The 23847-nt window shown below is 36.3% G+C and carries 17 protein-coding genes and 2 pseudogenes; 8 read left to right on the top strand and 11 right to left on the bottom strand.

Annotation, left to right across the window (positions count from 1 at the left end; genetic code table 11):
- Window positions 1-567: 567 nt before the first annotated feature.
- A complete protein-coding gene (locus tag D5R40_RS14770; RefSeq protein ID WP_124144740.1) occupies window positions 568-2172 on the bottom strand; it encodes a B12-binding domain-containing radical SAM protein in 1605 nt (534 codons plus the stop codon).
- Window positions 2173-2425: 253 nt separating this feature from the next.
- Window positions 2426-2668: an RpnC/YadD family protein gene (locus D5R40_RS14775; protein WP_124144741.1), complete on the bottom strand. Its 243-nt coding sequence runs from the start codon at window positions 2666-2668 to the stop codon at window positions 2426-2428.
- Window positions 2669-3098: 430 nt separating this feature from the next.
- Between D5R40_RS14775 and D5R40_RS14780 the strand changes: the two are divergent.
- Both D5R40_RS14780 and D5R40_RS14785 read left to right on the top strand, forming a co-directional pair.
- Window positions 3099-3779: pseudogene (locus D5R40_RS14780) on the top strand (protein kinase domain-containing protein); the annotation flags it as partial.
- Window positions 3780-4062: 283 nt separating this feature from the next.
- Window positions 4063-4782: a GUN4 domain-containing protein gene (locus tag D5R40_RS14785; protein WP_124144742.1), complete on the top strand. Its 720-nt coding sequence runs from the start codon at window positions 4063-4065 to the stop codon at window positions 4780-4782.
- 464 nt (window positions 4783-5246) lie between these two features.
- Here D5R40_RS14785 and D5R40_RS14790 read toward each other — a convergent pair whose 3' ends face one another.
- The 7 genes from D5R40_RS14790 to D5R40_RS14815 all read right to left on the bottom strand — a co-directional run bounded on the left by D5R40_RS14790 (window position 5247) and on the right by D5R40_RS14815 (window position 11590).
- On the bottom strand, window positions 5247-5585 hold the full coding sequence (locus tag D5R40_RS14790) for an anti-sigma factor antagonist (protein ID WP_124144743.1): 339 nt from the start codon (window positions 5583-5585) through the stop codon (window positions 5247-5249).
- Window positions 5586-5653: 68 nt separating this feature from the next.
- A complete protein-coding gene (locus D5R40_RS35265; protein ID WP_124144744.1) occupies window positions 5654-5854 on the bottom strand; it encodes a hypothetical protein in 201 nt (66 codons plus the stop codon).
- Between the two features lie 768 nt (window positions 5855-6622).
- A complete protein-coding gene (locus D5R40_RS35270; protein ID WP_161564489.1) occupies window positions 6623-6775 on the bottom strand; it encodes a hypothetical protein in 153 nt (50 codons plus the stop codon).
- Between the two features lie 60 nt (window positions 6776-6835).
- Entirely contained in the window at window positions 6836-8656 is a 1821-nt protein-coding gene (locus D5R40_RS14800; protein WP_124144745.1) for an AGE family epimerase/isomerase, read from the bottom strand.
- 487 nt (window positions 8657-9143) lie between these two features.
- A complete protein-coding gene (locus tag D5R40_RS14805; protein WP_124144746.1) occupies window positions 9144-9749 on the bottom strand; it encodes a DJ-1/PfpI family protein in 606 nt (201 codons plus the stop codon).
- Between the two features lie 500 nt (window positions 9750-10249).
- Window positions 10250-10816, bottom strand: a complete 567-nt coding sequence (locus D5R40_RS14810; RefSeq protein WP_124144747.1) for a hypothetical protein — start codon at window positions 10814-10816, stop codon at window positions 10250-10252.
- 426 nt (window positions 10817-11242) lie between these two features.
- Window positions 11243-11590 carry a carboxymuconolactone decarboxylase family protein gene (locus D5R40_RS14815; protein WP_124144748.1) on the bottom strand — a complete coding sequence of 116 codons (348 nt, stop codon included), beginning with the start codon at window positions 11588-11590 and terminating at the stop codon, window positions 11243-11245.
- An 826-nt stretch (window positions 11591-12416) separates the two neighbouring features.
- Here D5R40_RS14815 and D5R40_RS14820 point away from each other — a divergent pair.
- Window positions 12417-12749, top strand: coding sequence for a putative quinol monooxygenase (locus D5R40_RS14820; protein ID WP_124144749.1), 333 nt, complete (start codon window positions 12417-12419; stop codon window positions 12747-12749).
- A 545-nt stretch (window positions 12750-13294) separates the two neighbouring features.
- On the opposite strand, the gene D5R40_RS41060 is transcribed toward D5R40_RS14820, so the two are convergent.
- Window positions 13295-13417 carry a hypothetical protein gene (locus D5R40_RS41060; RefSeq protein ID WP_275670358.1) on the bottom strand — a complete coding sequence of 41 codons (123 nt, stop codon included), beginning with the start codon at window positions 13415-13417 and terminating at the stop codon, window positions 13295-13297.
- Between the two features lie 124 nt (window positions 13418-13541).
- Between D5R40_RS41060 and D5R40_RS14825 the strand changes: the two genes are divergently transcribed.
- Complete coding sequence (locus tag D5R40_RS14825) at window positions 13542-13838, top strand: hypothetical protein (RefSeq protein ID WP_124144750.1); 297 nt, start codon at window positions 13542-13544, stop codon at window positions 13836-13838.
- Between the two features lie 225 nt (window positions 13839-14063).
- Window positions 14064-14351: pseudogene (locus tag D5R40_RS14830) on the top strand (XisI protein); the annotation flags it as partial.
- 1197 nt (window positions 14352-15548) lie between these two features.
- Here the strand turns inward: D5R40_RS14830 and leuS are convergent.
- The gene (gene leuS / locus D5R40_RS14835) at window positions 15549-18341 is read right to left on the bottom strand and encodes a leucine--tRNA ligase (protein ID WP_124154827.1); all 2793 of its coding nucleotides are present in this window, start codon (window positions 18339-18341) and stop codon (window positions 15549-15551) included.
- A 379-nt stretch (window positions 18342-18720) separates the two neighbouring features.
- On the opposite strand from leuS, the gene D5R40_RS14840 reads away from it, so the two are divergent.
- The 3 genes from D5R40_RS14840 (at window position 18721) to gntT (ending at window position 23631) form a co-directional block, all read left to right on the top strand.
- A complete protein-coding gene (locus D5R40_RS14840; protein WP_124154828.1) occupies window positions 18721-19476 on the top strand; it encodes a serine/threonine protein kinase in 756 nt (251 codons plus the stop codon).
- A gap of 458 nt (window positions 19477-19934) precedes the next feature.
- A complete protein-coding gene (locus D5R40_RS14845) occupies window positions 19935-20939 on the top strand; it encodes a serine/threonine protein kinase (RefSeq protein WP_124154829.1) in 1005 nt (334 codons plus the stop codon).
- Window positions 20940-22248: 1309 nt separating this feature from the next.
- Window positions 22249-23631 carry a guanitoxin biosynthesis MATE family efflux transporter GntT gene (gntT, locus tag D5R40_RS14850; RefSeq protein WP_124154830.1) on the top strand — a complete coding sequence of 461 codons (1383 nt, stop codon included), beginning with the start codon at window positions 22249-22251 and terminating at the stop codon, window positions 23629-23631.
- The last annotated feature ends 216 nt before the right edge of the window (window positions 23632-23847 follow it).

Here is a 23847-nt window from a genome sequence, read left to right on the forward strand (position 1 = left end):
CAATCGCCATAACTACGTTTATCTTTGTAATTCTTTCTCCTCCTGACTCCTGACTCCTGACTCCTGAGGACTCCTAACTTAACCATTCTATGGCTGTTTAACCGGATTTGATATTATTGGGCTATAACTCCCAAAACCCTTGTATTCCAAAAAATTCAGCCTCTTAATATTTACTTTATAAATCATATCATGTCCGAAGGCAATCGTTTGTGTAAACCCAAGGGTGAATATCTACAGGAAATTTAGGTTTTTTCTTACTCAATAGCTTTCTTCCTTACCTTCGCGCTTACAATACCGATGCTACCAGATATGATCTGATTTTAAAAAGTATTTCCTGACGGAATGCTCCGTAAACACCAATTGTTGCAGTCAGCATTTTCTAGGGTCATACTCCACAAACAGCGATCGCTCGCTGAAACCTAGAGAAATGCAATTTAAAGGAGATTTTAACCCGAGCTGAAAGCTTTTAGCTGACAGCTAGTTAATGATTTAAAGATTGTGGTTTTGCTAACCAAAGGAAAAATAGAAATGTAGAGAAATTGTATTAAACCTCTCTACTTGCAGACTTTAAGCTGCTTCTTCTTTTACCTTTTTTAATTTTGGTCTTTCTTGTTCCTTCTCTATGACATTTAACTGTTTATTCTCAGCTAAATATTCAGCTAACTGCGCTTCAATTTTTTCTTTGACAATATGACGATACTCATAAAAATGTTCGATATGAGCGGAGGTACTTATATAAGATGTCAAAGCACTAGGATTATTTTTTCTAATGCTAAACAAATGATGCCAAAATTTCCAACGAGTGTTCCGCTTTATTCCCTGTCGCCAACAAATAATCAACAATGCTCGTAATTCTATCCAACTGGGCATTTTTGCAGCACCTTTAGCAGTGGGAGCGCCCATCATTAAAAAATGTCGATAAGTTCGATCTAAAAACTTTTCATAGTCATACAACTGCCAAAATGCTTCTACATATTCTCTGGCAATATCTTCTATTGGTCTGGTGGGGATAAAATTTGTCAAGGTTACTTGATTAACGTTAGCACCTTTATCTAAAAGACGACCTTCCTTTTTTAGACGATGCCAAAGTGCAGTATTTGGTAAGACTTGCAACATACTAAACATGGCAGTCGGAATAGTTGTCTCTTCCACAAATTTAACGATGCGATCGCCTGCTCCTGGTTTTTCTCCATCGAAACCGATAATAAACCCTGCCATTACTCTGATACCAGACTTAATAATTTTCTCTACTGCTTCATTGAGAGGGTTACGATTATTTTGATATTTATGGGTTAACTCTAAACTATCTTCATCTGGCGTTTCTATTCCTAAAAATACCGCTCTAAGATTGCAATCTACCATTAATTGCATTAATTCTGGGTCTTCTGCTAAGTTAACGGAAGCTTCTGTAGTCAGTTTAAATGGACATTGATGTTCTGCTTGCCAAACTTTTAATTCTTTGAGCAACAACTTAACGTTACGCTTATTACCAATAAAGTTGTCATCTACCATAAATAGAGAACCACGCCATCCTAAGTCGTATAAGTAATCTAATTCTGCTAATAATTGTGCTGGCGTTTTGGTACGGGGTTTACGACCATACAGAACAATAATATCACAAAATTCACATTGGAATGGACAACCACGGGAAAACTGAACCGACATAGATTCATAATATTGCATTTCCAATAAATCGAATCTGGGAATAGGAGTTGTTGTCACATCAGGTTTATTCCCATCTGCACGGAAAATACCGTGAGTTTCCCCACGTTTGACAGCATCGACAAACATAGGCAAAGTAATTTCCCCTTCATCCAGAATTAGAAAATCTACACCACTGTCCAATTGTTCTTGGGGTAATGCTGTGGGATATGGGCCACCACAAGCTACTAATTTATTACGTCGTTTTGCTTCTCGGATTTGGTCATGTAAGTCTTCTTTTTGGACAATCATTGCCGAAAGTATGACTAAATCTGCCCATTCCCATTCTGTTTCTGTGACTGCCCTAATATTTCTATCGACTAATTTATATTCCCATTCCTGGGGTAAGATAGCTGCTACTGTTACTAACCCTAAAGGAGGTAGCATTACTTTGCGATTTATCAGTTCCAGAATTTTTTCAAAAGACCAGAAAGATTGGGGAAATAAGGGATAAATTAATAAAACTCGCATTAAATATTCGCTCCTCAAATTAGGATTAAATGTCTGTTTACACAAACTCTGCCTAACTTTAACGTTATTAAGTTAATTTCGGCAATAAATTAAATATTAATTATTTATTAAAGTAGTCATTTCAGTTATCATTTATCAATTATCATTACCTCCTAGAATAGGAAAAAATTTGTTGGGTTTTCTCTATTGATAGACACTCTACTAATGTATAAATTAACCAAACCTAGATTTTCTTTACTGGTAGTAATTCTAATTAATTGAGATTATTAATAAATTGTTGGACTTGCCGAACATCAAGGTGAAGTATATTAGCAATTTTTTCCACAGAAAAGCCTTGCTTTAGTAATTCAGGAATAACCTTTAACTTTCCTCTTTCTTCTGCTTCTGCCATTAATTCCTGAGCAAAAGAGTTTTTTTTCAAATCATTAATACTAAATATAGCTTCTAACTCCTGATGACTCATTTCTGGTAATTTTTCCAAAACAATAACTGACAATAAATTCAATAATCTATCAGGTACAGTTTTAGATCCCCCCGCCCCCCTTTTTAAGAGGGGAGTATTCAAAGTCCCCCTTTTTAAGCTATACCTGATAAGGAACTCCTGAAAACCTTGTGGGGAGGGTGGGGAGTGTGGGGAGTGTGGGGGGCAAAAATCTTGTCTACAGTTTTCAAAAAAATGTATTTTTCAATACACTTTTCTCCTGAAAAATTCCCTCCAAGACTTATACATAACTTGTCTATTTTGTCAATTTTTATGTGAAGAAAGATGTTGATAAAGCATAGCTTTTTAAGGGAGATTTAGGAGGATCGTCAATGTACCTCATGAAGCAAAAAAATACTATAAACCCAGTTTCTTGTTTGGCTGCTTAAGTCCTGTTTATAATTTAGTCATAGAGTTTAGTAGATTCTAAAAAAAAATTATTATCATGTCTCAATGTCTCAACTCAGAATGTCTGAATATTAATCCCGATAATTTTCAGTTCTGTTAAAAATGTGGAGATCAACTATTACTTGTAGAACGTTATTGGGCAAAAAGTATTCTCGGACAAGGTAGTTTTGGTCGAACTTTTTTAGCTGTGGATAAGTTTAAACCTTCTAAACCTCCTTGTGTGATTAAACAGTTTCTCCCTCAAGCTTAGGGAACAGAAACTGTGGCAAAAGTTGCCGAGTTATTTGCACAGGAAGCGGAAAGGTTGGAGTTATTAGGAAAGCATCCACAAATTCCTGAACTTTTTGCTTATTTTTCTGTGGATAGTCGTCAATATTTAGTATAGGAATTTATTCAGGGAGAAACTCTACAACAAGAGTTAGATAACCGTGGAGTTGTTAATGAAAGTCAGATTCGAGAATTGTTAATTTACTTATTATCTGTTTTGCAGTTTGTTCACAGTCATAATGTGATTCATCGGGATATTAAGCCAGAGAATATTATTAGGATAGAGGCAGATAAAAAGTTAGTTTTGGTTGATTTTGGAGCATCTAAGATTATGCCGAAAACTCAACGTCGGACAGTGACAGAAACAGTTATTGGTTCGGCAGAATATTGTGCCCCGGAGCAGTCGATGGGAAAGGCAAAGTCTGGGAGCTATCTGTATAGTTTGGGGGTAATATCAAATCCGGTAGCATCGGTGTAATTAGATAGTTAATCTAGGAGTCAGGAGTCAACCCACCCCTCGCCCCTCCCCCTCCTAGGAGGGGAAGTCAGGATTCAGGAGGGAAGAGAATGCGCGAAACATTTGCTCTTGGATGAAGATGAAAATTTTTTTTATACCGAACCCGAGCGGATTTTATATAACTTGTTTACATTTATTGACTTAGATGAATCCATTTGATTTGTATAATGTAATGGAAATGGAATGGGTATAGCGAGACTGTTTAAATGGAAATTTTGTGAGTGATGAATTGGGTAAAGTTTTAGATAGTTTGGTGCAGCAAAAACAGAAGCAACGTTATCAGAATGTTGAGGATGTTTTGGCTGAGTTAGGGTTGGGTAATTCTTCTGTTTATCATACTCAAAACAATCAACAATCTCCAAAATATTCTTCTGCTAGTAATGTAAGGAGTGCTAATATTTATCGGTTTGCTACTCAGTCTAATACCTCTGTTTATACTACTCACAAAAATCAACAACCTTCACAAAATTTTGCTTTTTCTGATGTACCTTTGGTTTCAGCTAAAGGGTTAGATTATACTAATTTGCGTGACTTATTAGCAGCAGGTAAGTGGAAAGAAGCAGATCAAGAAACTGAGCATTGTATGTTGATAGAAAATATAAATTATTTTCCTTGTGAAGACCTCCGCACTATTGACCAACTTTGGGTAAAATACAGTAATGGTAAATTTGGATTTTCTGTTCAGAAGCAAATTTACCAGGGCTTGGGTGGTACGAGGCAGTACAATAATAAAATATGGGAAGCGTTCGGTGATCGAGTTGGATCGCGTCAAGGAGGAAAACGGTTGTATTGCTCTGAACTCACTTTTAGTCTGGACACAGCTTACACAGGAAACCTACCTGTGCGCGGGCTTGTGCGTATAGTGTGGGGGGGGATGAGTGGGTATTATTTCAGGTTCTATTATCTCGCGCATATAGTAATATATTATAACATATAGCTGTTTCAGCCGTCAAGAAAAAAAAGTAGCAAAGTAGTCCAGTGGGGTTTGTTAGTAGTAGCGTAACGCACAAAGCCCTATATCTATTGTCAGCGCCTAAGTCCTATTTATATTTCCTACTCCCTTTCACAAAAATTGGATATATACTTTGAAATGCTGAACCGCTTAACAAAATTTAACCGAATAATCAAGGTTTAAAGCCTCTCCTTTAAAGGGGAAAAAAGACAAAATTTTTCTTTAAATAGCAGTCAGCGGTCAGCATTAGGACTTTTTTTACGCCCTCGTCGGGGTATAAACCCAAGGTCAAAAAGCTGTTAACGCAGTTCCGAGTTCCGACCTAGGAGGCTAGCTCAAATGCTGATAGCTGATAGCCAGTTAAGTCAATTCTCTTCTTTTGAAGGAGAGGTAATAATTAATAATTAATAATTAATAATTAATTATTAATTGTTGAACTACCACCTGCTTCAATTTAGTGTTGCCATTCCTGACTCAACATTTTCAGCAGTTGCAAAAAAGTCTAGAAACCCAGTCACAGACATAGTATCTTGAAGCTCTTCAGAAAGTCCCACTAATACAACTTTTCCTTCCTTTGCTGTTGTTTGTCGGTACAGTGATAGTAATGTGCGCAACCCTGCACTAGACATATATGGCACATTGCTCATATTTATCAGAATTTTGCAGCCAGGAGTCGCTAGAGGTAATATTTCTTCTGAAACTTTAGGTGCTGTACTAGCGTCAATGTCCCCTGTTAATTCTACTACTGTAATATTTTCTACTACTGTATTAATATCAATTTGTATCATGATATAACAATATTTAAGTGTTTGGTCTCAGTTATCAACAAAGAATTCAGGTAGAGGTAAATTAGCCGTCAGTAGCGTACTGTCTGAATTGCTAGATAGAATTCTGTACAACTGGCGGATGAAGAAATGGGTTGAATACCAGCAGCAAATCTGATGCTTTGGTGGTCTGCAATTATTAGTGATGGGTCTGAATTGTCCCCCACTCTTGATTCTGACTCCTTCTTCAATCTACTACCACAGATTTTATACCACAAATTTAACCAAAACAATAATTTATATCATGTTTGGTTGAATACTTATAAATAACTGTTGTGAGGAATCAGGAGTCAGGAGTCAGGAGGGAAGAAAGGAGGAAAGTAAAGATAATTTCAGTATTTCTTTAGGTACTGTCGGTACTGTCAGTTCTTAAATTTTATTTCTAACTGACCCGTCCGAACATGATATTAAACCCATAAAGGTAGTCCTGCTGGCGTAATGGTAAATAGGAACAAGCAATGCCTAGTGTGGGCATCCTGCCCGCGAGTAATATTATGTCCGGTTGAATATATAAATAAGTGATATTATGTCCGGTTGAATAATTAGACTTTGCTGGAAGGAAGGCAGCTATGCTGGAGGCAGGAGGCAGAAGGTTTGATCCTATTGTCACCTTAATTTTATACACGCTCCGATGCTACCGGACATGATATGAGTAGGGAGTAGCAGTGCGACCCCGCGACGACGACAGTCGCAAGGGAATGCTGACCAAGAGAGGGAATGTTGACCAACAGAAGAAGAAAAAAGAGATTTGCCCTACAAGTGAAAGGATAATTTTTTTCATCACTAATTATCCGGGGTTGCACATTATGGAATGATATTGCCAAAAATTAGTTTAGACTTTGACTAAAAATAACCATTAATTAATCATTCTAGCAATTGATTAATCCACAATCCAATTCAATCAAAAATCTCAAATCATTCGTCGCTGTGCAACGCCAATTATCCGGACATGATATAAAGGAGCAAGATGCTCCCACTACCGTATATCGTAACAAAAATAATTACAATGCACGACCATGACAATGCACCACCACCCCCATAGATACATCTAAGGTATTATCTGAACTTTTTGCTTTCAACCCGCTCAGGGGTGGTCCTGGATGGTAATGGTGAGGATATATATTTTTTTCTCCCACACTCTCGGTGCTCCCCACACTCCCCATCTCCCTAAATTCCCGGTGTTTCCTTTGCCATGACTATGCACCACCACCCACTCAGGTAGGTACAATATTTACCTTAACTTTCACCCTTTCTTTAATATCAGGCAACTTGACACTCAGTTTCTCAGTATCAAAATCACTGTAGGGTTTGCCATCAATTTCTACAGAGCCAATTTTAATACTACCTGGAGGCAGAATATCTGGCGACACCCGCAGGATATTATCGGGGAAACCACCAGGAATAGGTTTAAAATAAAAATCCATTGGCTGCTTGTTAACCAGGAGATTAGTATAAACAGCAGAAAGGAAACATAGCTCTGTAGAGTGATAACCACTCATGGAGTGAGACCCCTTACCTCGTTCGTTACCACTTGCCAAGAAAGGAATACCATTAGCAAGAACATTGAAATAAACCCCACCATCTTCTGTATCCAGGAACCAAGCATTGTAAAAAGCAGCAGCTTCCCGCGCTAAACGATGATATTCTGGCTCTTTGAGAATTCCGGCGAGAATATAATAAGCTAGAATAGACTGTTCTTGCTGCCACCAAGCTTTGCGGTCGTGCCAAACAAAACGATGGATTTTTTCGTCTTTATCTAATACTCTTTCAACTACATCATACCAACCACCCCGTTGTTGGTCGCTGCCCACTGCTGGCATAAGATCGGCAATTTTCTTGGCCAAATCGACATAAGAATCTTTGGCTTTGAGACTATTCATCCGCATCAAATTCCAGGCAATTTTCATATTGTGACCAACTACTGCCCGGTTTTGCTGCCATCCCCAAGTATGGTCTGGACTCCAGTCTTCAAAGAATTTTTCATTGACAAAGGGAGAGTTCTCGTAGTCTGGGAACCGCTTTTCAATAGTGTCAAAGGTATATTCGAGCATATCAGCATATTCTGGTTTTTCTGTTGCTAACCACAGATTAATTAAATATGCTGGTGCATGGTCTCCCACTGAGTTCCAGTTTTTGGTACCTTTGTTCCGTCCTAATGATTCGCTGAGGGGGTCTAGAGTTATGGGGTCTAGGTGAGAGTAATAACCGCCGCGATCGCTCTTATCCAGGTAGAAGTCGTTGAATAGTTTGATGGTTTTCTCGGTATCGTCCATGATCCGAGGGTCGCCATTGAGTCGATATGTTTGTAATGGACCTGCAAGGGCGTAAATTTGTTCGTAAGCAGGAATAGCATCGTAGTCATCGCCGAATTCTGAAGCGAAGATTTTTTGTTCCCGCTCTCCTTGTACATCAATACCGTGATACCAATAGACAATTCCTTCGTCTAGGTCTACAAACCTCATGTGGTCTCGCAGATATTCGGTACCTTTTTCTGCTGCTTCTAGAAAAGTTTCTTCCCCAGTCATCATGTAGGCAGTCGCCATCCCGTAAACCATCCGGGAAATAGTATCAGTTTCTTGAGAGAAGTTTACCTGAGATTTTGCACCGGATAGACTTAGGGTTGTGCGATAGTTGCGGTAGTCAATTTCTTCGTCGCCAAACTGAGCTTTGACATAAAAATTAGCAAGGGAACGCACCTGGTCTACCCACCAGTTTGGTTTCTCAAAAACGTAGTCCTCTGCTTGGCGACCGACAAATATAATTTGTTTGGCTTCAAATATGGGACTATCTGGGTAGAAGACTCCATAAGTGAATATATACCGACCAGGTACTAACATTGACCGCATAGAACCTGTAGCATCTGGGTATGCTTCATCTAAGTTTTGTACGAGTTTGGCGTAAGAAATCGGACTTAGTCTGGCTTTAAATTCTCTGCCGTCTGTTGTTTTGATACCAAAAATATCTGTTTCTGAGTCGTATTTGGTAACATATCCTGCTATTAGGTCAGAAAAGCTAAATTCTATTTGGGTGCTCATGTTGAATTATTTTTAACTTTGTTTACGAGTTTTTTTTGTATAGAACCCATTAGACATCTAGAAAAAAGGAAGTAGGGAGTAGGGAGAAAGAATTGATAAATAAGAGTGCGACAGTTGATTTGATTTTTTATTAAGGCCGCCGTAGGTAGGGCGATGTACAGGAGTTGTGAAGTCAGGAGATTCAGTTAGAGAATAAGGGAAAAAGGTAGAAAAATTTCTCTACTCTCCTACTCCCCATCTTTAAAAAATAGATAGCTATCAAATGGGTTCTATATGAGTGTGGCAGGTTTTAATTATTATCCTCTAATTTTATTCTGAATATTGAGGTAAAATCTACCGCTACAAAAAGCAATATAGTGTTTCTCAAGTTACTTAGGTACAGTTGTTTTTCTTCTTTTCTACTCCCTACTCCGTACGGACGTTGCATGTAACGTCCGAACCTAAAACAAGGGGATTTTGTACCTCACGCTTCTTGGGAATTGCTATATTAATTGTTAACTTCGATCGCTTCTACAAATTTTTCCATAAATTCATCTGTTACACCTGGATGTTTGGCTGTGATTAAGTTTCCATCAATCACTAAATCTGCTGTTTGATCTCCATCAAATATTACATCTGCTCCAGCGTTTTCTACATCACAAATAATGTTATGAGCACAGGTAACTTTTTTATTTTTAATCATTTCATTATCGGCACAAAATAGCCATAAACTATGACAAATTGCTCCTAATTTCACATTCTCAGTATTGACAGCTTTGCGGAGAAATGCTACTGCTGGTGCTTGGTTTGGTTCACCTTTTTTGGGGTTTACCTGATACCTCAATCTATCCATAGCGTAAGCGCCAATACAAATTATCCCTTTATAGTCTGAGGGGTTAATATCATTAACTTCTGTAGAAACAGTAACTTGTTGTTCGACAATATTATTTTCTGGGTTAGAGCCAAAATGTAATTCTTTATTACCCCATAAATGAGTAATATATTCTACTTCATAGCCTTTTTGAGGGAAAAATTCATTAAATTTTAGATATTCTGTAGGGTCAAAATGGTCTTCTATTAAGACTCCAATTTTACCTTTTGTTGCAGTAGCCATTTTTTTTTACTCCTTATTATTTACAAAATATAATCAAACAATGAATCTATGAGGGATAACATTATCATCATTGATTCTGAGTAACTATAATTTTACACATCATTATTATCAATAAATAGCTATTTAGTTGCTCTTTTCAGATGTAATAACTCAGTATCTAGATATTATAATTAGATGCTAACTATATTCAAGTCTCTAAATTTTTGCTTGTACTTTTAGCTTCCACTATTAATTATATGACGCTCTACCTTTGTGATAATTTTCAACTCAATGGTGCGCTCAAATAATAGATTCAATATTCGATACTTTTTCTGGCAAAAATTATAGTTAATAGGGAGCTGGAAATTATTATCAACTTCCTTCAGTTTAACTATCTAATAGACATCTCCAAGAATAAAAAATAAAATCAATTATCCCACAGAAATTCTCAATTATTTCTCCCTACTCCCTACTCCCTACTCCCTACTCCCTCTTTTGGAGGAGATGTCTAATTTTTTCTCTTATGTAGTAATCAACTTCAAGAGTGAATCAGGAGCAAATACATCACGATAGAATGTTAATTGCTCAGTCTTTAAGTAACAACCACCTCTGTGACCACGACGTACCCAAGTTACATTTCCCTTGGCAATAGTTTCGTTGGTTTCGAGATCCACACTTTTCCACTCGAAGAATGTATGTTCTCCAGAAAACATAACAATAGGCCAGCACATGATAACCCCTGGTTGAGAAATCAATGCCCACCAATGCTGTTCCCTTTCTTTTTGTTCCTCTAGACCAAAATATTGTCCGTCTTGGCACAAATAGACTAAATCTTTATAATATTCTGCCGTGAGAATATCACCGCGTCCCTGTCTCAAAGCTTCACAATGAGTAGGCCACCACTCTTTATTTTCTTTCTCTATTTGTTCTAATGTGTAGTCAGGACTGAGATCTGGTAATGTTGCTTCTTTCATGGCAATGATTTTTTCTGCTAGAGCAATCATCTCTGTGGCAACATCAGCAGCTACTGGAATAGCTCGGGAGTAATCTACTGCTAGGTCTTTGTAATAATTTGTGCGCTTTTTCATAATATCTGAACTTGTAGTTGTTTTTTCATTAGTTGAAACAAAATTGCTGGGTGACGCGAGCGATCGTTAAAGAAACCACACTTTCTCGTAGTTATAGAATTGTGCTTTCTTTGCTCTTGAAGACATAAGTAAATTTTTTTGTCTACCGTCTACACGGCGCTGAAAATTGTTTAGGGTTTGTAGACACAGAATGGCGTGTCGAAGACTATCAATAAACAATTAGACCTTCTGCTGCTTCATAAAACTGATATAAAACGTCACATAGCGTGATATTTTAATGTTTACTTCCTGCTTCTACTGAGACCGTCGGCGGCTACTCATCCACAGGCATTCACGGGTCTTGCCCGACCGCATTTGTTAAATTTATACTCCCTCCTTTCAAAGGGGGGTAGGGGGTATGCCTTCTGCTTTCTGCCTTCTTCAAGATTATGCGGACGGGCCTAAAATTTCATTCAGAGCGCCGAAGCAACCTGCTGCTTTATTAAATCCTGCATAAACACAGGTGAATACTAGCAACTCCTCTATTTCTTCACGGGTAGCTCCCTGTTGCATTGCCATATTAACATGAGCGCCAAAAGGGTTTCCCGGACCTACATGATCTTGATTGACTACATCAATTGCTATTGTAATCAGAGCTTTGGTTTTCTGGTCTATGAGTGGTAAACCCCATGCTTCACCTGCTACACGAGTACAAAAGTCCCCGAATTTGGGGTTGATCCCATTTAAGCCTTCTTGCAGAGCTTTGTCATCTAGAACTGCGTTTTTGTATTCCATAGTTTATCCGCTTAATTTTTCCAATTTGCTATGATCTTTGAATATTTGTTTCAAGACTGTGTTTGTGTCAGCGTTATAGAGTAATATCCCGTTAGCATTACTGAGCATAATCGCTTTCTTGCACAGTTTAACATCTAAATTTGTTAGTAAGCTATCGGCCTTTGCATAAGCAGATGGAGGCCACTTGTTCGAGATATTAAATAATATCATTGTCCACACTTCTGACCAATCTGATTTGCTGTTCAGATGTGAGGCAAATCTATTAGATATATCCGAAACATTTTTTCTATCAACTAGATTATCACCTTAACTTACATTAATTCATTAATTAAATTGATTTTATGATTTTTTTATTGGAATAAGCTGAGATTTTCTGATAAATATTCTAAAATGTTACTTAGCGATCTAAATTAACAATGATCTAAATCATTTTTGTAGTTTTTTCTTATTACTCAATTACAAGCATTTAAGTATTGTTAAGCTTTTCTAAGTTGATGAGAATGAATGAACTGTAATCAGGTTTGACATAAAGGCGATAATTATAACCTATGTGATAAAATTTGTATATGCTCAGGTTGTTAATATTAATAATAATTTTGGTAACGGTACTGCAATAGAATCCTTCTAGTTTTCCTCATTGCGACCCACAGGGTTTGCGGAGCAGTCCGGAACGGAAAGCAATTTTTTAGGAGTCAGGAGTCAGGAGTCAGGAGGGAAGAAATAAGAAGCAAAGAGCAGTAGAAGAGAAAATTTTTTTGTTCGCGCTCTTATCCGGACATGATATCATAACTCAAATCACCAACGCCCAAAATTCAAGGATTTAAACATGAATCAAGCAAATGAAGACAAAAAATTTACACTTGTTTTAGCTGGGAAATACAAAATCAAACCAGAAAAACGAGAACGATTTTTAGAACTTGCAAAACCTGGTATTGAAGAAACTCATAAAGAAGCTGGAAATATTAGTTATACTTTATATGAAGAGTTTGATAATTCTAATACCTTTTTATATTTTGAAGAATGGATAGACCGAGAAGCTCTTAATTCCCATCTTAAGCAACCTTACATTGCACCTTTAATTGAAGAAATATCAGAACTTTTAGCTGAAGATGCAGAAGTGAGAGTTTATGATATTGATAAATTGAGCTTCGGACTTTAGTTTATTTTTAGGACTTATATCATGTCCGGTTGAACAGTGATAAATAAATAACTACGGAGGAGTCAGTCCTCAGGAGGGAAGAAAGAAGAAGTGGAGTTGAAGGAGAAAGTTTTTTTATAACTAATTATCCGGACATGATATTATATCATGTTCGGATAATTAGTTATAAATAACTGTTGTTAGGAGTCAGGAGTCAGGAGTAAATATTGGAGGAATAGTATTGATAATTTCAGTATTTCTTTGGTACTGTCGATACCCGGAGTCCTTAAATTTTATTTATAACTAACCCGTCCGAACATGATATTACGCAGCTACAATGTATTTTTGTCTGAAGCGACTGACAACTGATAACTGAAATGACAGGGTTTGCGGAGTAGTCTGAAATGGAAAGCAATCTCAAATCCTAGTTTTTCGTACCTCATGGGTAAGTCCTGATTTTTTATTTTGTAGATATAACAGTGCGTGCTGGTATATATATACTAATTCACTTTAAAGATGTCACAAATAGTTTCCAACTTTAAATGTGAAATAATTTGCTGAAATTATCATTTTCTTTGTGGGTTTAATACCCCACCGTCAACGGTCGTGTTCAAAATTACTTGGGGGAGCGAATCCCCATGTAATTTTCCTCCTGTCTCCTGTCTCCTGTCTCCTGTCTCCTTCTTCAATGTATAATATAAAGTTTTGAGCTGATAAAATCTGACTTTTTAACTTTTGACTTTTAACTTTTGACTTCCGTGCGATCGCTAATTCAGAAAATAACAGTTCAGAAAATAAATAACATCTTTAAAAATGTCGAAATACATTATTTTGTCAATTTTTTTATTAATATTCTTTTTTGCTGTTACACCCCCCGCAGCAGCATCTTTTTGTCGTAACTATAACGGCAATAAAATTTGTATTCTCAATATTAAGCGCAGTGCTAAAAACTATTGGGAATATCGAGCAGAAGTTAGTATTAATGGTAGGAGAAAACCATTGGAAATTTATAACTGTCGCACTGAAGAAAAAATACAAAAAAATGGTAAGATTGTTAAATTTAAACCTAATGGTGCTGGTAAATTAATTTGTAATGTTCTCAATAAATAGTCATTTGAAGAAGGAAGAAGGAAGAAGGAAAAAGAAAGAAGGCTTAAAAGCTTGAAAAACCTTAAATTTCCTGTAGATATTCACATGATAAAGCTTAGAGAGGGAAATGTTTTTCCTACTGTTCCCTGTTTCCTATTCCCTGCTATATGAACCTGCAACAGAGGAGATTGTCCAATGGATAAGTTAGAGCTTTATCGAACCTACATTTAAACCCTATTAGAAAAGTATGGTCAATCAACATTTCGCAACGAAGATGTAGAAAACGAACTATTTTTTGACCCCATACGGAATCATTATCAACTTATGCGAGTTAGTTGGAAAGGGTTGGAATGAATTTACTATACTGTTTTACATTTCGATATCAAAGATGGCAAAATTTGGCTTCAGCATAACGCTACTGATATTGATGTCGGTCAAGAATTAATTGAAATGGGTATTGCTCAAGAAGATATTGTATTGGGGTTACATCCGCCTTACAAGCGTCCATACAGGGGCTATGGTATTGCTTATTAAAACTAGGAGAAAGCAAGAAACCAGGAGTATAATAAAAAAGTTTTTATTTTTTTCGTGACTAATTAAATTTATGATTTTATAGATAATTATTAATATGTTTAGCCTAAAGAAAGTGATTACTAATATTACGAAAAAACAGGATATTCAGTTGATTAATTTAGATTAATTTCTTGATTGGTATCCTGATGGTTATGATAGTAGGGAAGTTGTACATAACTTCCCGATCATAAATCAAGTTACCACAAAATTAACCAATTTTCCAGGGACCACAATTACCTTTTTAATCTCCTTACCTTCTATATGTCGCCTTATGTCACCTTATCTGCTTTTGCTAAAATAATAGCTGATAGCTGACGGCTGAATGCTTACATTCAAAGTTCTACAAGTAATAGATTTTAAAAGTTATTTAATTAAAGTATGTATAGAACTAATTTATAAAGCAAATCTTAAGATATTTATCTGCTTAAATAAAGCATATTACGATGATAATATTTTTTTATAGTAAACACTAAAGTTTCTATAAAGATATATTATATCATGTCCGGTAGCATCGGTATTCTATAGAAAAGGTAGGCAACAGGCAACAGGCAACAGGCAACAGGCAAAAAACAGGAAGGCAATTGAGCAAGAAAAAAACTTAAATTTCCTGTAAATATCCACGCTAACTTTTACACAAACGATACCAACGGACATGATATTATTTGCAACTAACTGAAAAAGCTGATAACTGATAACTGATAATTGAAAAACTACCCTACTGGACTGAAACATCTGAAATGGTTCAATAGGCGTAGGTTGGGTTGAGTTACCGTTAGCGGAGCTTATCCGTTAGGATAAACCCAACATTAGACATTATAGCAATGAGCGCTGGTATATTTACAAATTGTAGTAGGGGCAAAAGAGCTAGAAGTCTTATATTATTCCTTCGGAATGCTGCGCAAACGGCAATTTATTCCCCCTGTTCCCTGTTCCCTGTTGCCTGTTCCCTGCGCACAGCGCTATAGTAGGGTTTTGTTGGGTTTCACTCAGTTCAACCCAACCTACATTTTAAGGTGTGTCGGTCTACTACTAGCGTGACATATCTAATCAGTGTGCATGAGGACGGGTTTATATAAATCTTAGGGTAAGTATAAAAATTTCTGCTCAAACTCGCCCCTACTATTGCACCATTTTAGCTGTGTCAGTCTAATACTCCTGTTAACTAACCACAAAATTAACCAATTTTCCAGGTACCACAATTACCTTTTTAATCTCCTTGCCTTCCAAATGACGCTGCGCGACTTCCGACTCTCGCGCTAACTTTTCCAAAGTCGCCTTATCTGCTTGCGCTGACACCTGAATAGTTCCCCTAGTTTTACCCTTAATCTGAATCACCAAGGTAATTTCATCTACAACCAAAGCATCCGGATCAAACTTAGGCCAAGAATGGGTATGCACCGAACCAAAATTACCAGCAACTTGCCACAACTCCTCAATAATATGAGGCGCAAACGGTGCCAACAACAACAGCAAAGTTTCCAAACCTTCCGCATAAATAGGCGAATCTTTGCAACTAGCATCAGCAAGAGCGTTACTCAATTTCATCATTTCAGAAACGGCAGTATTAAACTGATAATCTCCATCTAAATCTTCTGTTACTTCCTTAATAGCAATATGTACCGCTCGTCGTACATCTTTCTCTGCTTTAGTTAACTCTGTAGCAAACTTAGTTTCTATCCAACTCAACCCTTTCTGTAAATCATTCTTAGTCTCTTGTTGAGTTTCTGGATGATTCAACTTTGCTTCTATTGCAGCTTTCACTTCAGCAGCAGCATAAACTTTCACCACATTTTTGAGTTTAAAAGCAGCAAGATTTTTCGTGATTTCAGTAATCAAATATCGCGACCAACCCAAATCTTTCAAGTCTGCTTGAGTAACACCACTATTTTTTACTTTCAACTCACTTAAACTATGATTTGCAGAAAACTCAGTTATCAATAACCACACTCGGTTGAGGAAACGAAACTGCCCTTGCACATCAGCATCATCCCACTCTAAATCTTTTTCCGGTGGCGCTTTAAATAAGATAAACATCCGCGCGGTATCAGCTCCATATTTTGACATCACATCTAAAGGATCGACACCGTTATATTTAGATTTAGACATTTTCTCAAAAAAGACTTCTAACTCGTCTCCTGTTTTCGGGTCTTTAGCGTCTTCCGGGTTGACTTCAGCAGAGGGAATATATTTACCCGTAACTGGATTTTTGTAGGTGATACCTTGTACCATCCCTTGAGTTAACAAACGTTGGAATGGTTCGTCAAAATTGCATAGACCTCTGTCGCGCAAAACTTTTGTAAAAAATCTGGAATACAACAAATGCAAAATTGCGTGTTCGATACCACCTACATATTGGTCTACAGGCAACCAGTCGTTAACTATTTCTGAGTCAAACACCTGTTGTTCGTTGGTCGCATCTGGATAACGCAAATAATACCAAGACGAATCAATAAAAGTATCCATCGTATCCGTTTCCCGTTTTGCAGGAGTGCCACAACTCGGACAAGGAACATTCACCCAATCTTCTAATTTTGCCAACGGTGACGGACCGCGACCAGAAAATTCTACACTGTCTGGCAATTTCACAGGCAAATCTTCATCTGGTACAGGTACAGCACCACATTTCGGACAGTGAATAATAGGTATTGGCGCTCCCCAATAACGTTGTCTAGAAATTAACCAATCTCGCAAACGATATTGTATGCGACCTTCCCCATAACCTTCATCTTCTGCAAGTTCAATAATTGCTTTTTTGGCAAAGGTCGATTTTTCACCATTAAACGGACCGGAGTTGACCATGACGCCAATATCGGTATAAGCATCTGTAAGTTCCCAGTCATCATTATCGGAGTCATCTGGCACAATGACATTTGTAATGGGTAAATTGTATTGTTTGGCAAACTGGAAGTCGCGTACATCGTGAGCAGGTACTCCCATAACTGCACCTGTACCATATTCATAGAGTACATAGTCGGCGATCCAGATGGGAATTTCTTGGTTGTTGAATGGGTTGATAGCTTTGCCACCAGTGGGAACGCCACGTTTTGGTTTGTCTTCGGCGGTACGTTCTAGTTCACTTTCGGCAGCTACTTCTTGAATGAAGGTTTCGACGGTAGTTTGTTGTTCTGGGGTTGTCACCTGTGCTGTTAAAGGGTGTTCGGGAGCTAAGACAACATAACTAACGCCGTAGACAGTATCAGGTCTGGTGGTAAAGACACCGATTTTTTTATCCATACCGACTATGGGAAATTCGAGATAAGCACCGACAGATTTACCTATCCAGTTGGCCTGCATGGTTTTAACTCTTTCTGGCCAACCAGGCAATTTGTCCAAGTCGTTGAGGAGTTGTTCGGCGTAGTCGGTAATTTTGAAGAACCACTGGCGCAACAATTTACGTTCGACTTTTGCCCCGGAACGCCAGGAACGACCTTCGCCATCTACTTGTTCGTTGGCAAGTACGGTTTGGTCGATGGGGTCCCAGTTAACGGCGGATTCTTTTTGGTAAGCGAGACCTGCTTGGAAAAATTGGAGAAATATCCATTGAGTCCAACGGTAGTATTCGGGGGAGCAGGTGGCGACTTCTTTTTCCCAGTCGATGGAGAAACCCAAACGTCTTAGTTGTTCTTTCATTTGGGCGATATTTTGGTAGGTCCATTGGGCGGGTGGGATGCCACGGTCAATAGCTGCGTTTTCTGCGGGTAGTCCAAATGCGTCCCAACCCATGGGGTGCAGGACACGATAACCTTGCATCCGTTTGAGTCGGGCAATGACATCGGTAATTGTGTAGTTACGAACATGACCCATGTGTAAGTTCCCGGATGGGTAGGGGAACATGGATAGAGCGTAGAATTTTTGTTTGTTTTTGTCTGTAGGGGTTTTGTTTTGGTTTTGTTCGGTCCAGATTTTTTGCCACTTTTGTTCAATGGATACAGGGTTATATTTGGAGTCCACAGTTTTTCTCCGTATTATTTTTCTATAGTCTTGTTTTCTTGATTATTTTTGCATATAGCAGAAGGCAGAAGGAAGAGGGAAGAAGGAAGAAGGAAAAACCTTGCTTTGTCTGAGTTTTAAGCTTTTTATATGCCGTAACAGTAATGACGACTGCTATATTCCCCGACTTTGAGGATTTATGGTTACATTATACTACTTAGTGTAATATATGGATTTCGGAAAGGTGATAATTTTTGTTTGTTGTGGAAATATTATTGTGAACTTCTAAACTGCATAACCTTGGGAGAAATATGACTATTAGTAGTCGGAGTGATCGAGAATCGGATGTAAAAATTTAATTGCTTTCTATTCTCTGTTCCTTAAAACCTACTAAAAACCCATGAATAATTACCCTAATTTTTCTTCTCAAGACTATCAAATAATTAGAGAACTCGGACACAATAATATTGGCGGGCGAGTCACTTATTTAGCTGAAAATATCAAGACTCAAAAAAAGGTAGTTATTAAACAATTTCAATTTGCCAAATTAGGAGCAACTTGGGCAGAATATGATGCCTACTCTCAAGAAATAGCTGTATTAAAAAGTCTCAATCATCCAGGAATTCCTAAATATTTAGATTCTTTTCAAACTGCGGATGGTTTCTGCATGATTCAAGAATATATTGCAGCCGAATCTGCTGTAATTTATCGTCAGTGGCAACCCCAAGAAATTAAACAGATTGCTATTTCAATTTTAGAAATTTTAGTCTATCTCCAAAATCAAAAACAACCTGTTATTCATCGAGATATTAAACCAGAAAATATTTTAATTGATGAGCAGTTAAATGTTTATTTAGTAGATTTTGGTTTTGCCAGAATGGGAGGAGGAGAAATAGCAGCAAGTAGTGTTGTTAAAGGTACGATGGGATTTATGTCTCCAGAACAAATGTTTAATCGTCAATTAACAAGAAGTTCAGATTTATATAGTCTTGGTGCGACATTAATTTGTTTATTAACTGGGATAAAATCGACAGATATTGGCAATTTAATTGATGCGAATTATCGGATAATTTTTCGTCATTTAGTACCACCATTAGAAAGGGGTTGGATTAATTGGTTAGAAAAGATAACAGAACCAAAATATACTGATAGATAAATTGTTATCCGAAGCAAAAAAAAGACTTATAGCTCTTTTAACAATAGGACTAAACCTTAGCTTAATTATAACTTTTAAGCATTTTTATGAATTCATTCCTCAACTACACTGCTTTACTTTAGGATAAATTTTCGACTCAGCAATAGTAGCGATCGCCTCTCTTTCTATTACTCTAATACCCCTAATTTATTTAATATCCAAACCTGTAAAAATATTTTCTAAATACAGAAAAGCAGAGCCAAACTTAATTAAACCATAATCAAAATATAGCGACTCGGAACCTAATGTAAAAATTTAATTGTTTCCTATTACCGAATAATTAAGGTTTAAAGCCTTCTATTTCAAGAGAAAGAAGAAAACCTTCTCCTTTTATTTAATCCTCTTTCTTTTAGACAGAGGTAATTATCAATTATCCATTATCCATTATTGAACTGTTCACTAAAAACCTACTAATTACCATGACTAATTACCCCAATTTTTCCAACTACGGCTATCAAATAATCAAAGAACTCGGACACAACCGGGCAGGTGGAAGAGTAACCTATCTTGCCACAGAAATTAACACTCAAAAAACAGTAGTAGTAAAACAATTTCAATTTGCTACAACCGGAGCGCATTGGTCAGAATATCAAGCTTATGAAAGAGAAGTTCAAGTATTAAAAACACTAGACCATCCCAACATTCCCCACTATTTAGATTCCTTCCAAACACCATCAGGTTTTTGCATGGTACAGGAATATAAAAACGCCATTTCTTTAGCAAACTTAGCAACCTCTCAAAAATGGCAACCCCAACAAATTAAACAAATAGCAATTTCAGTTCTAGAAATTCTTAAATACCTCCAAAACAGAATTCCAGCAGTAATTCATAGAGACTTAAAACCAGAAAACATTCTAATAGATGAACAGATGAATATTAGCCTAGTAGATTTTGGTTTTGCCAGAATAGGAGGAGGAGAAGTTGCTGTTAGTAGCGTAGTCAAAGGTACATTAGGATTTATGCCTCCAGAACAAATGTTTAATCGCGAATTAACAACAGCATCAGATTTATATAGTCTCGGTGCAACATTAATTTGTTTATTAACAAATACCCCAGCAACAGAAGTAGGAATTCTCATGGATGAGACAGGAAAAATTAATTTTCAGCAGCAAGTAAAGCACCTAAGTCAAGACTTTATTATGTGGCTAGAAAAAATGGTACAACCTAATTATAAAGATAGATATTCATCAGCAGAATCAGCTCTTGAAGCTTTAATTCCTTTAGAAGTATTAGCCCCTTCTCAAAAACAAAATTTGACTAAAACAGCATTAATTACCATTGTGGGATTTATGACAGTTTGGAGTGCTGCTTATGCTATTTTCAGCGCTTATAATACGCAACTAAGTCAATCTCCTGAAATTGCCAAAATAGAAGATTTATCTCCAGATAAAAACCAAAGAAAATGCCCCAATCGTCGAAAATAGTTACAGCAGTTTTTTAGTTGATGAAGCACAAAGTTTTATAAATTTATAAACCAGGTAAATATACTAAGAGAAACTGTAATTCACCATTTCAATAAAATGGTATGAGTATACTTTTCTCCTATGAAGGTTGAATAATTATGTCTCAATACATTTTTTATAGTAATGGCTTTGAAAAATTTATCGACTCCATTATCAGTAGTCAAAAAAAGTTATCTTGAAAAGCTGTAAAATTTGACCGAGATAAGAGTATTTGAAATTCATACAGAAGTATGCAAGAAAAAATATTTTTAGACCTAAGTTGGCAACAGATTTAAGTTAATATCAATCTCTTTTTTTTATAAACTCTAGTTGTAAGCATTCAGCTATTAGCTGTCAGCTTTAAGCTTTCAGCTTTTCCAACCTCAAGCTTAAGGATAATATTTCAACGAATATAGAAAGTTAAAACTGGCTTTTGTAGTAATTTTCATCTCTTCAATGAAAGAGCTTTTATAGCAAACTCAAAGTAATAGCTGTTAACGTAGTTCCTCCACAGGAGGCTAGCTAATCGCTAATAGCTGAATGCTTACCTCTAGTTTTTTTACTCTTCAGGAGAATTTAAAACCCCTTGCTAATATAGTCTGTTCTCATATTATTCTTGAATATTATGACAATCAATTAAAGCTAAAAATTATCGCTTAGTTAAATGACATTGTTTAGCCATTTTTCCTCATAAATAATCTGGTAAATCCTTTTTTTCTAGTATGGCTAGTTTTAGTTTGAATAATTGTTTTTTTAGATTGTAATAAATAAAATAACGATGATTAAATATCCTATAGTATTTGTTTAGATTTTCGGTATTTTTAATAGAAATGATAAATTGCTTTTTAGCTAGCGATCGCCAATTTTAAAACCTATCTTAGTTTCATAATAAATCAGGGATTTTCCTAAAAAGTTAAAATTAGCTTTATCCTCTAAAGACATACCTAATGATAAATTGCTTTTTAGCTAGCGATCGCCAATTTTAAAACCTATCTTAGTTTCATAATAAATCAGGAATTTTCCTAAAAAGTTAAAATTAGCTTTATCCTCTAAAGACATAGAGAAATTTTATTATCGGGTTGAATAAAAAGAAACTGAATATTAGATATTATATCAGCAAAGTTTTGAGGAGTAAGTTTCATGTTTAGTTTTTCTCCAAAGAAAATCAATATTAGATATTTTATTATCTCAGAGACTGTTTATTGTCAAAAAAAAGTTAAAATCTCAATTTTGTTTCTCTATAACTAACTTCTGTGAGTAAAATGGGAGATAAATCTACTCTTTGGAAAATATGAAGTCTCTTATTAAGAATGATTTTATCCGATTAACTTTAGTCAACATTTTATCTAATTTAATGGTTCCTTTAGCAAGTCTAGTAGACTTAGCTTTTTTAGGTTATTTAGATGAAATTCATAATTTAGCAGGAGTTTCCCTAGCCACAGTTTTATTTAACTATATTTACTGGACTTTTGGCTTTTTACGAATGGGTACTACTGGTACAACTGCTCAAGCTAGAGGAAGTGAAAACCATCAGGAAGTAAAACAAATTTGCCTACGGAACTGCTTAATTGCTTTAGTTATTGGCACAATTATTCTGATTTTCCAATATCCTTTGAGAGAAATTGGCTTTAGTTTACTTAGTGCAACTCCAGAAGTAAAAGCTAGTGGTATTAGCTACTATCAAAGTTTAATTTGGGGCGCACCTGCTACCTTATTAAACTTCGTATTAATAGGTTGGTTTTTAGGACTCGAACAAGGAGGAAAAGTTTTACTATTATCAGTAGTTAATAAAGGCACAAATATTATCTTAGATTATATTTTTATTGTCCGTTGGGGATGGGAAAGTAGCGGTGCGGGTAGTGCTACAGCAATAAGTCAATATATTACTTTAGTCGTAGGCATAATTTGTATTTTTAACTTAATATCTTTGAGAGAAATTCCTCAGTTAATCAAAGATATTTGGCAACCTCAAGTAATTAGAGAAACTTTTATTCTCAATCGAGATATTCTGATTCGCACTTTTGCCCTAATTTCTACTTTTGCTGTATTTACTAATTTAAGTTCATACATAAATACTCTAGTTTTAGCAACTAATACCCTGTTATTACAGGTAGTGACATTAGCTGCTTATTTTATTGACGGTTTAGCTTTTGCCACAGAAAGTTTAGCAGGAAAAAGTTATGGTGAAGGAAATCAAGAACAATTAAAGATATTAGTAAAATTATCAGGAATAATTAGTGTGAGTATCGGGTTGATTTTTGCTTTAGTATTCTGTTTATTCCCTACCTATTTATTTGGTTTGTTGACTAATCATACTGAAATTATTCACAATATTAATAGTTATGTTTTTTGGCTAATACCTGTTTTGGGGTTTGGGGGAATGGCTTATATGTTAGATGGATATTTTCTCGGTTTAACTCAAGGAAGTTTATTGCGCAATTCTACTTTAATTGCTAGTTTAGTAGGATTTTTACCCTTTGCTATGGTGGGTTGGTTGTTAAAAAGTAATCATATATTATGGTTAGCTTTAGCAATGTTTATGGCAGCTAGGGCGATTACTTTAGGCAAAGCTATTCCTAATATAATCGTTGAACAATTTTCTCCCTCAATAGAACTTATCAAAGACAATAATGAAAAAAATTTGGTGTTAGGGAGTAGGAGAGTAGGGGAGTAGGGGAGTAGTAAACAGAAGAATAATACACACTAAAAACATTGCTCTTACTTACTTATTACTTAATAAATTAAGCCTTGAGCAAGGTCTTGCATTATTTTTTGCATTGGTATAACACTGATTGACATCCTCCCGACGCTGCTCTACGAGACAGCGCGGGATTCCCTAACATCACTGTTAGGGGCTTTCTGCTGCCTCTTGACAGAGGAGCTGCGCTAA

The sequence above is a fragment of the Okeania hirsuta genome, from assembly GCF_003838195.1.
In the GTDB taxonomy this organism is placed as follows: domain Bacteria; phylum Cyanobacteriota; class Cyanobacteriia; order Cyanobacteriales; family Microcoleaceae; genus Okeania; species Okeania hirsuta.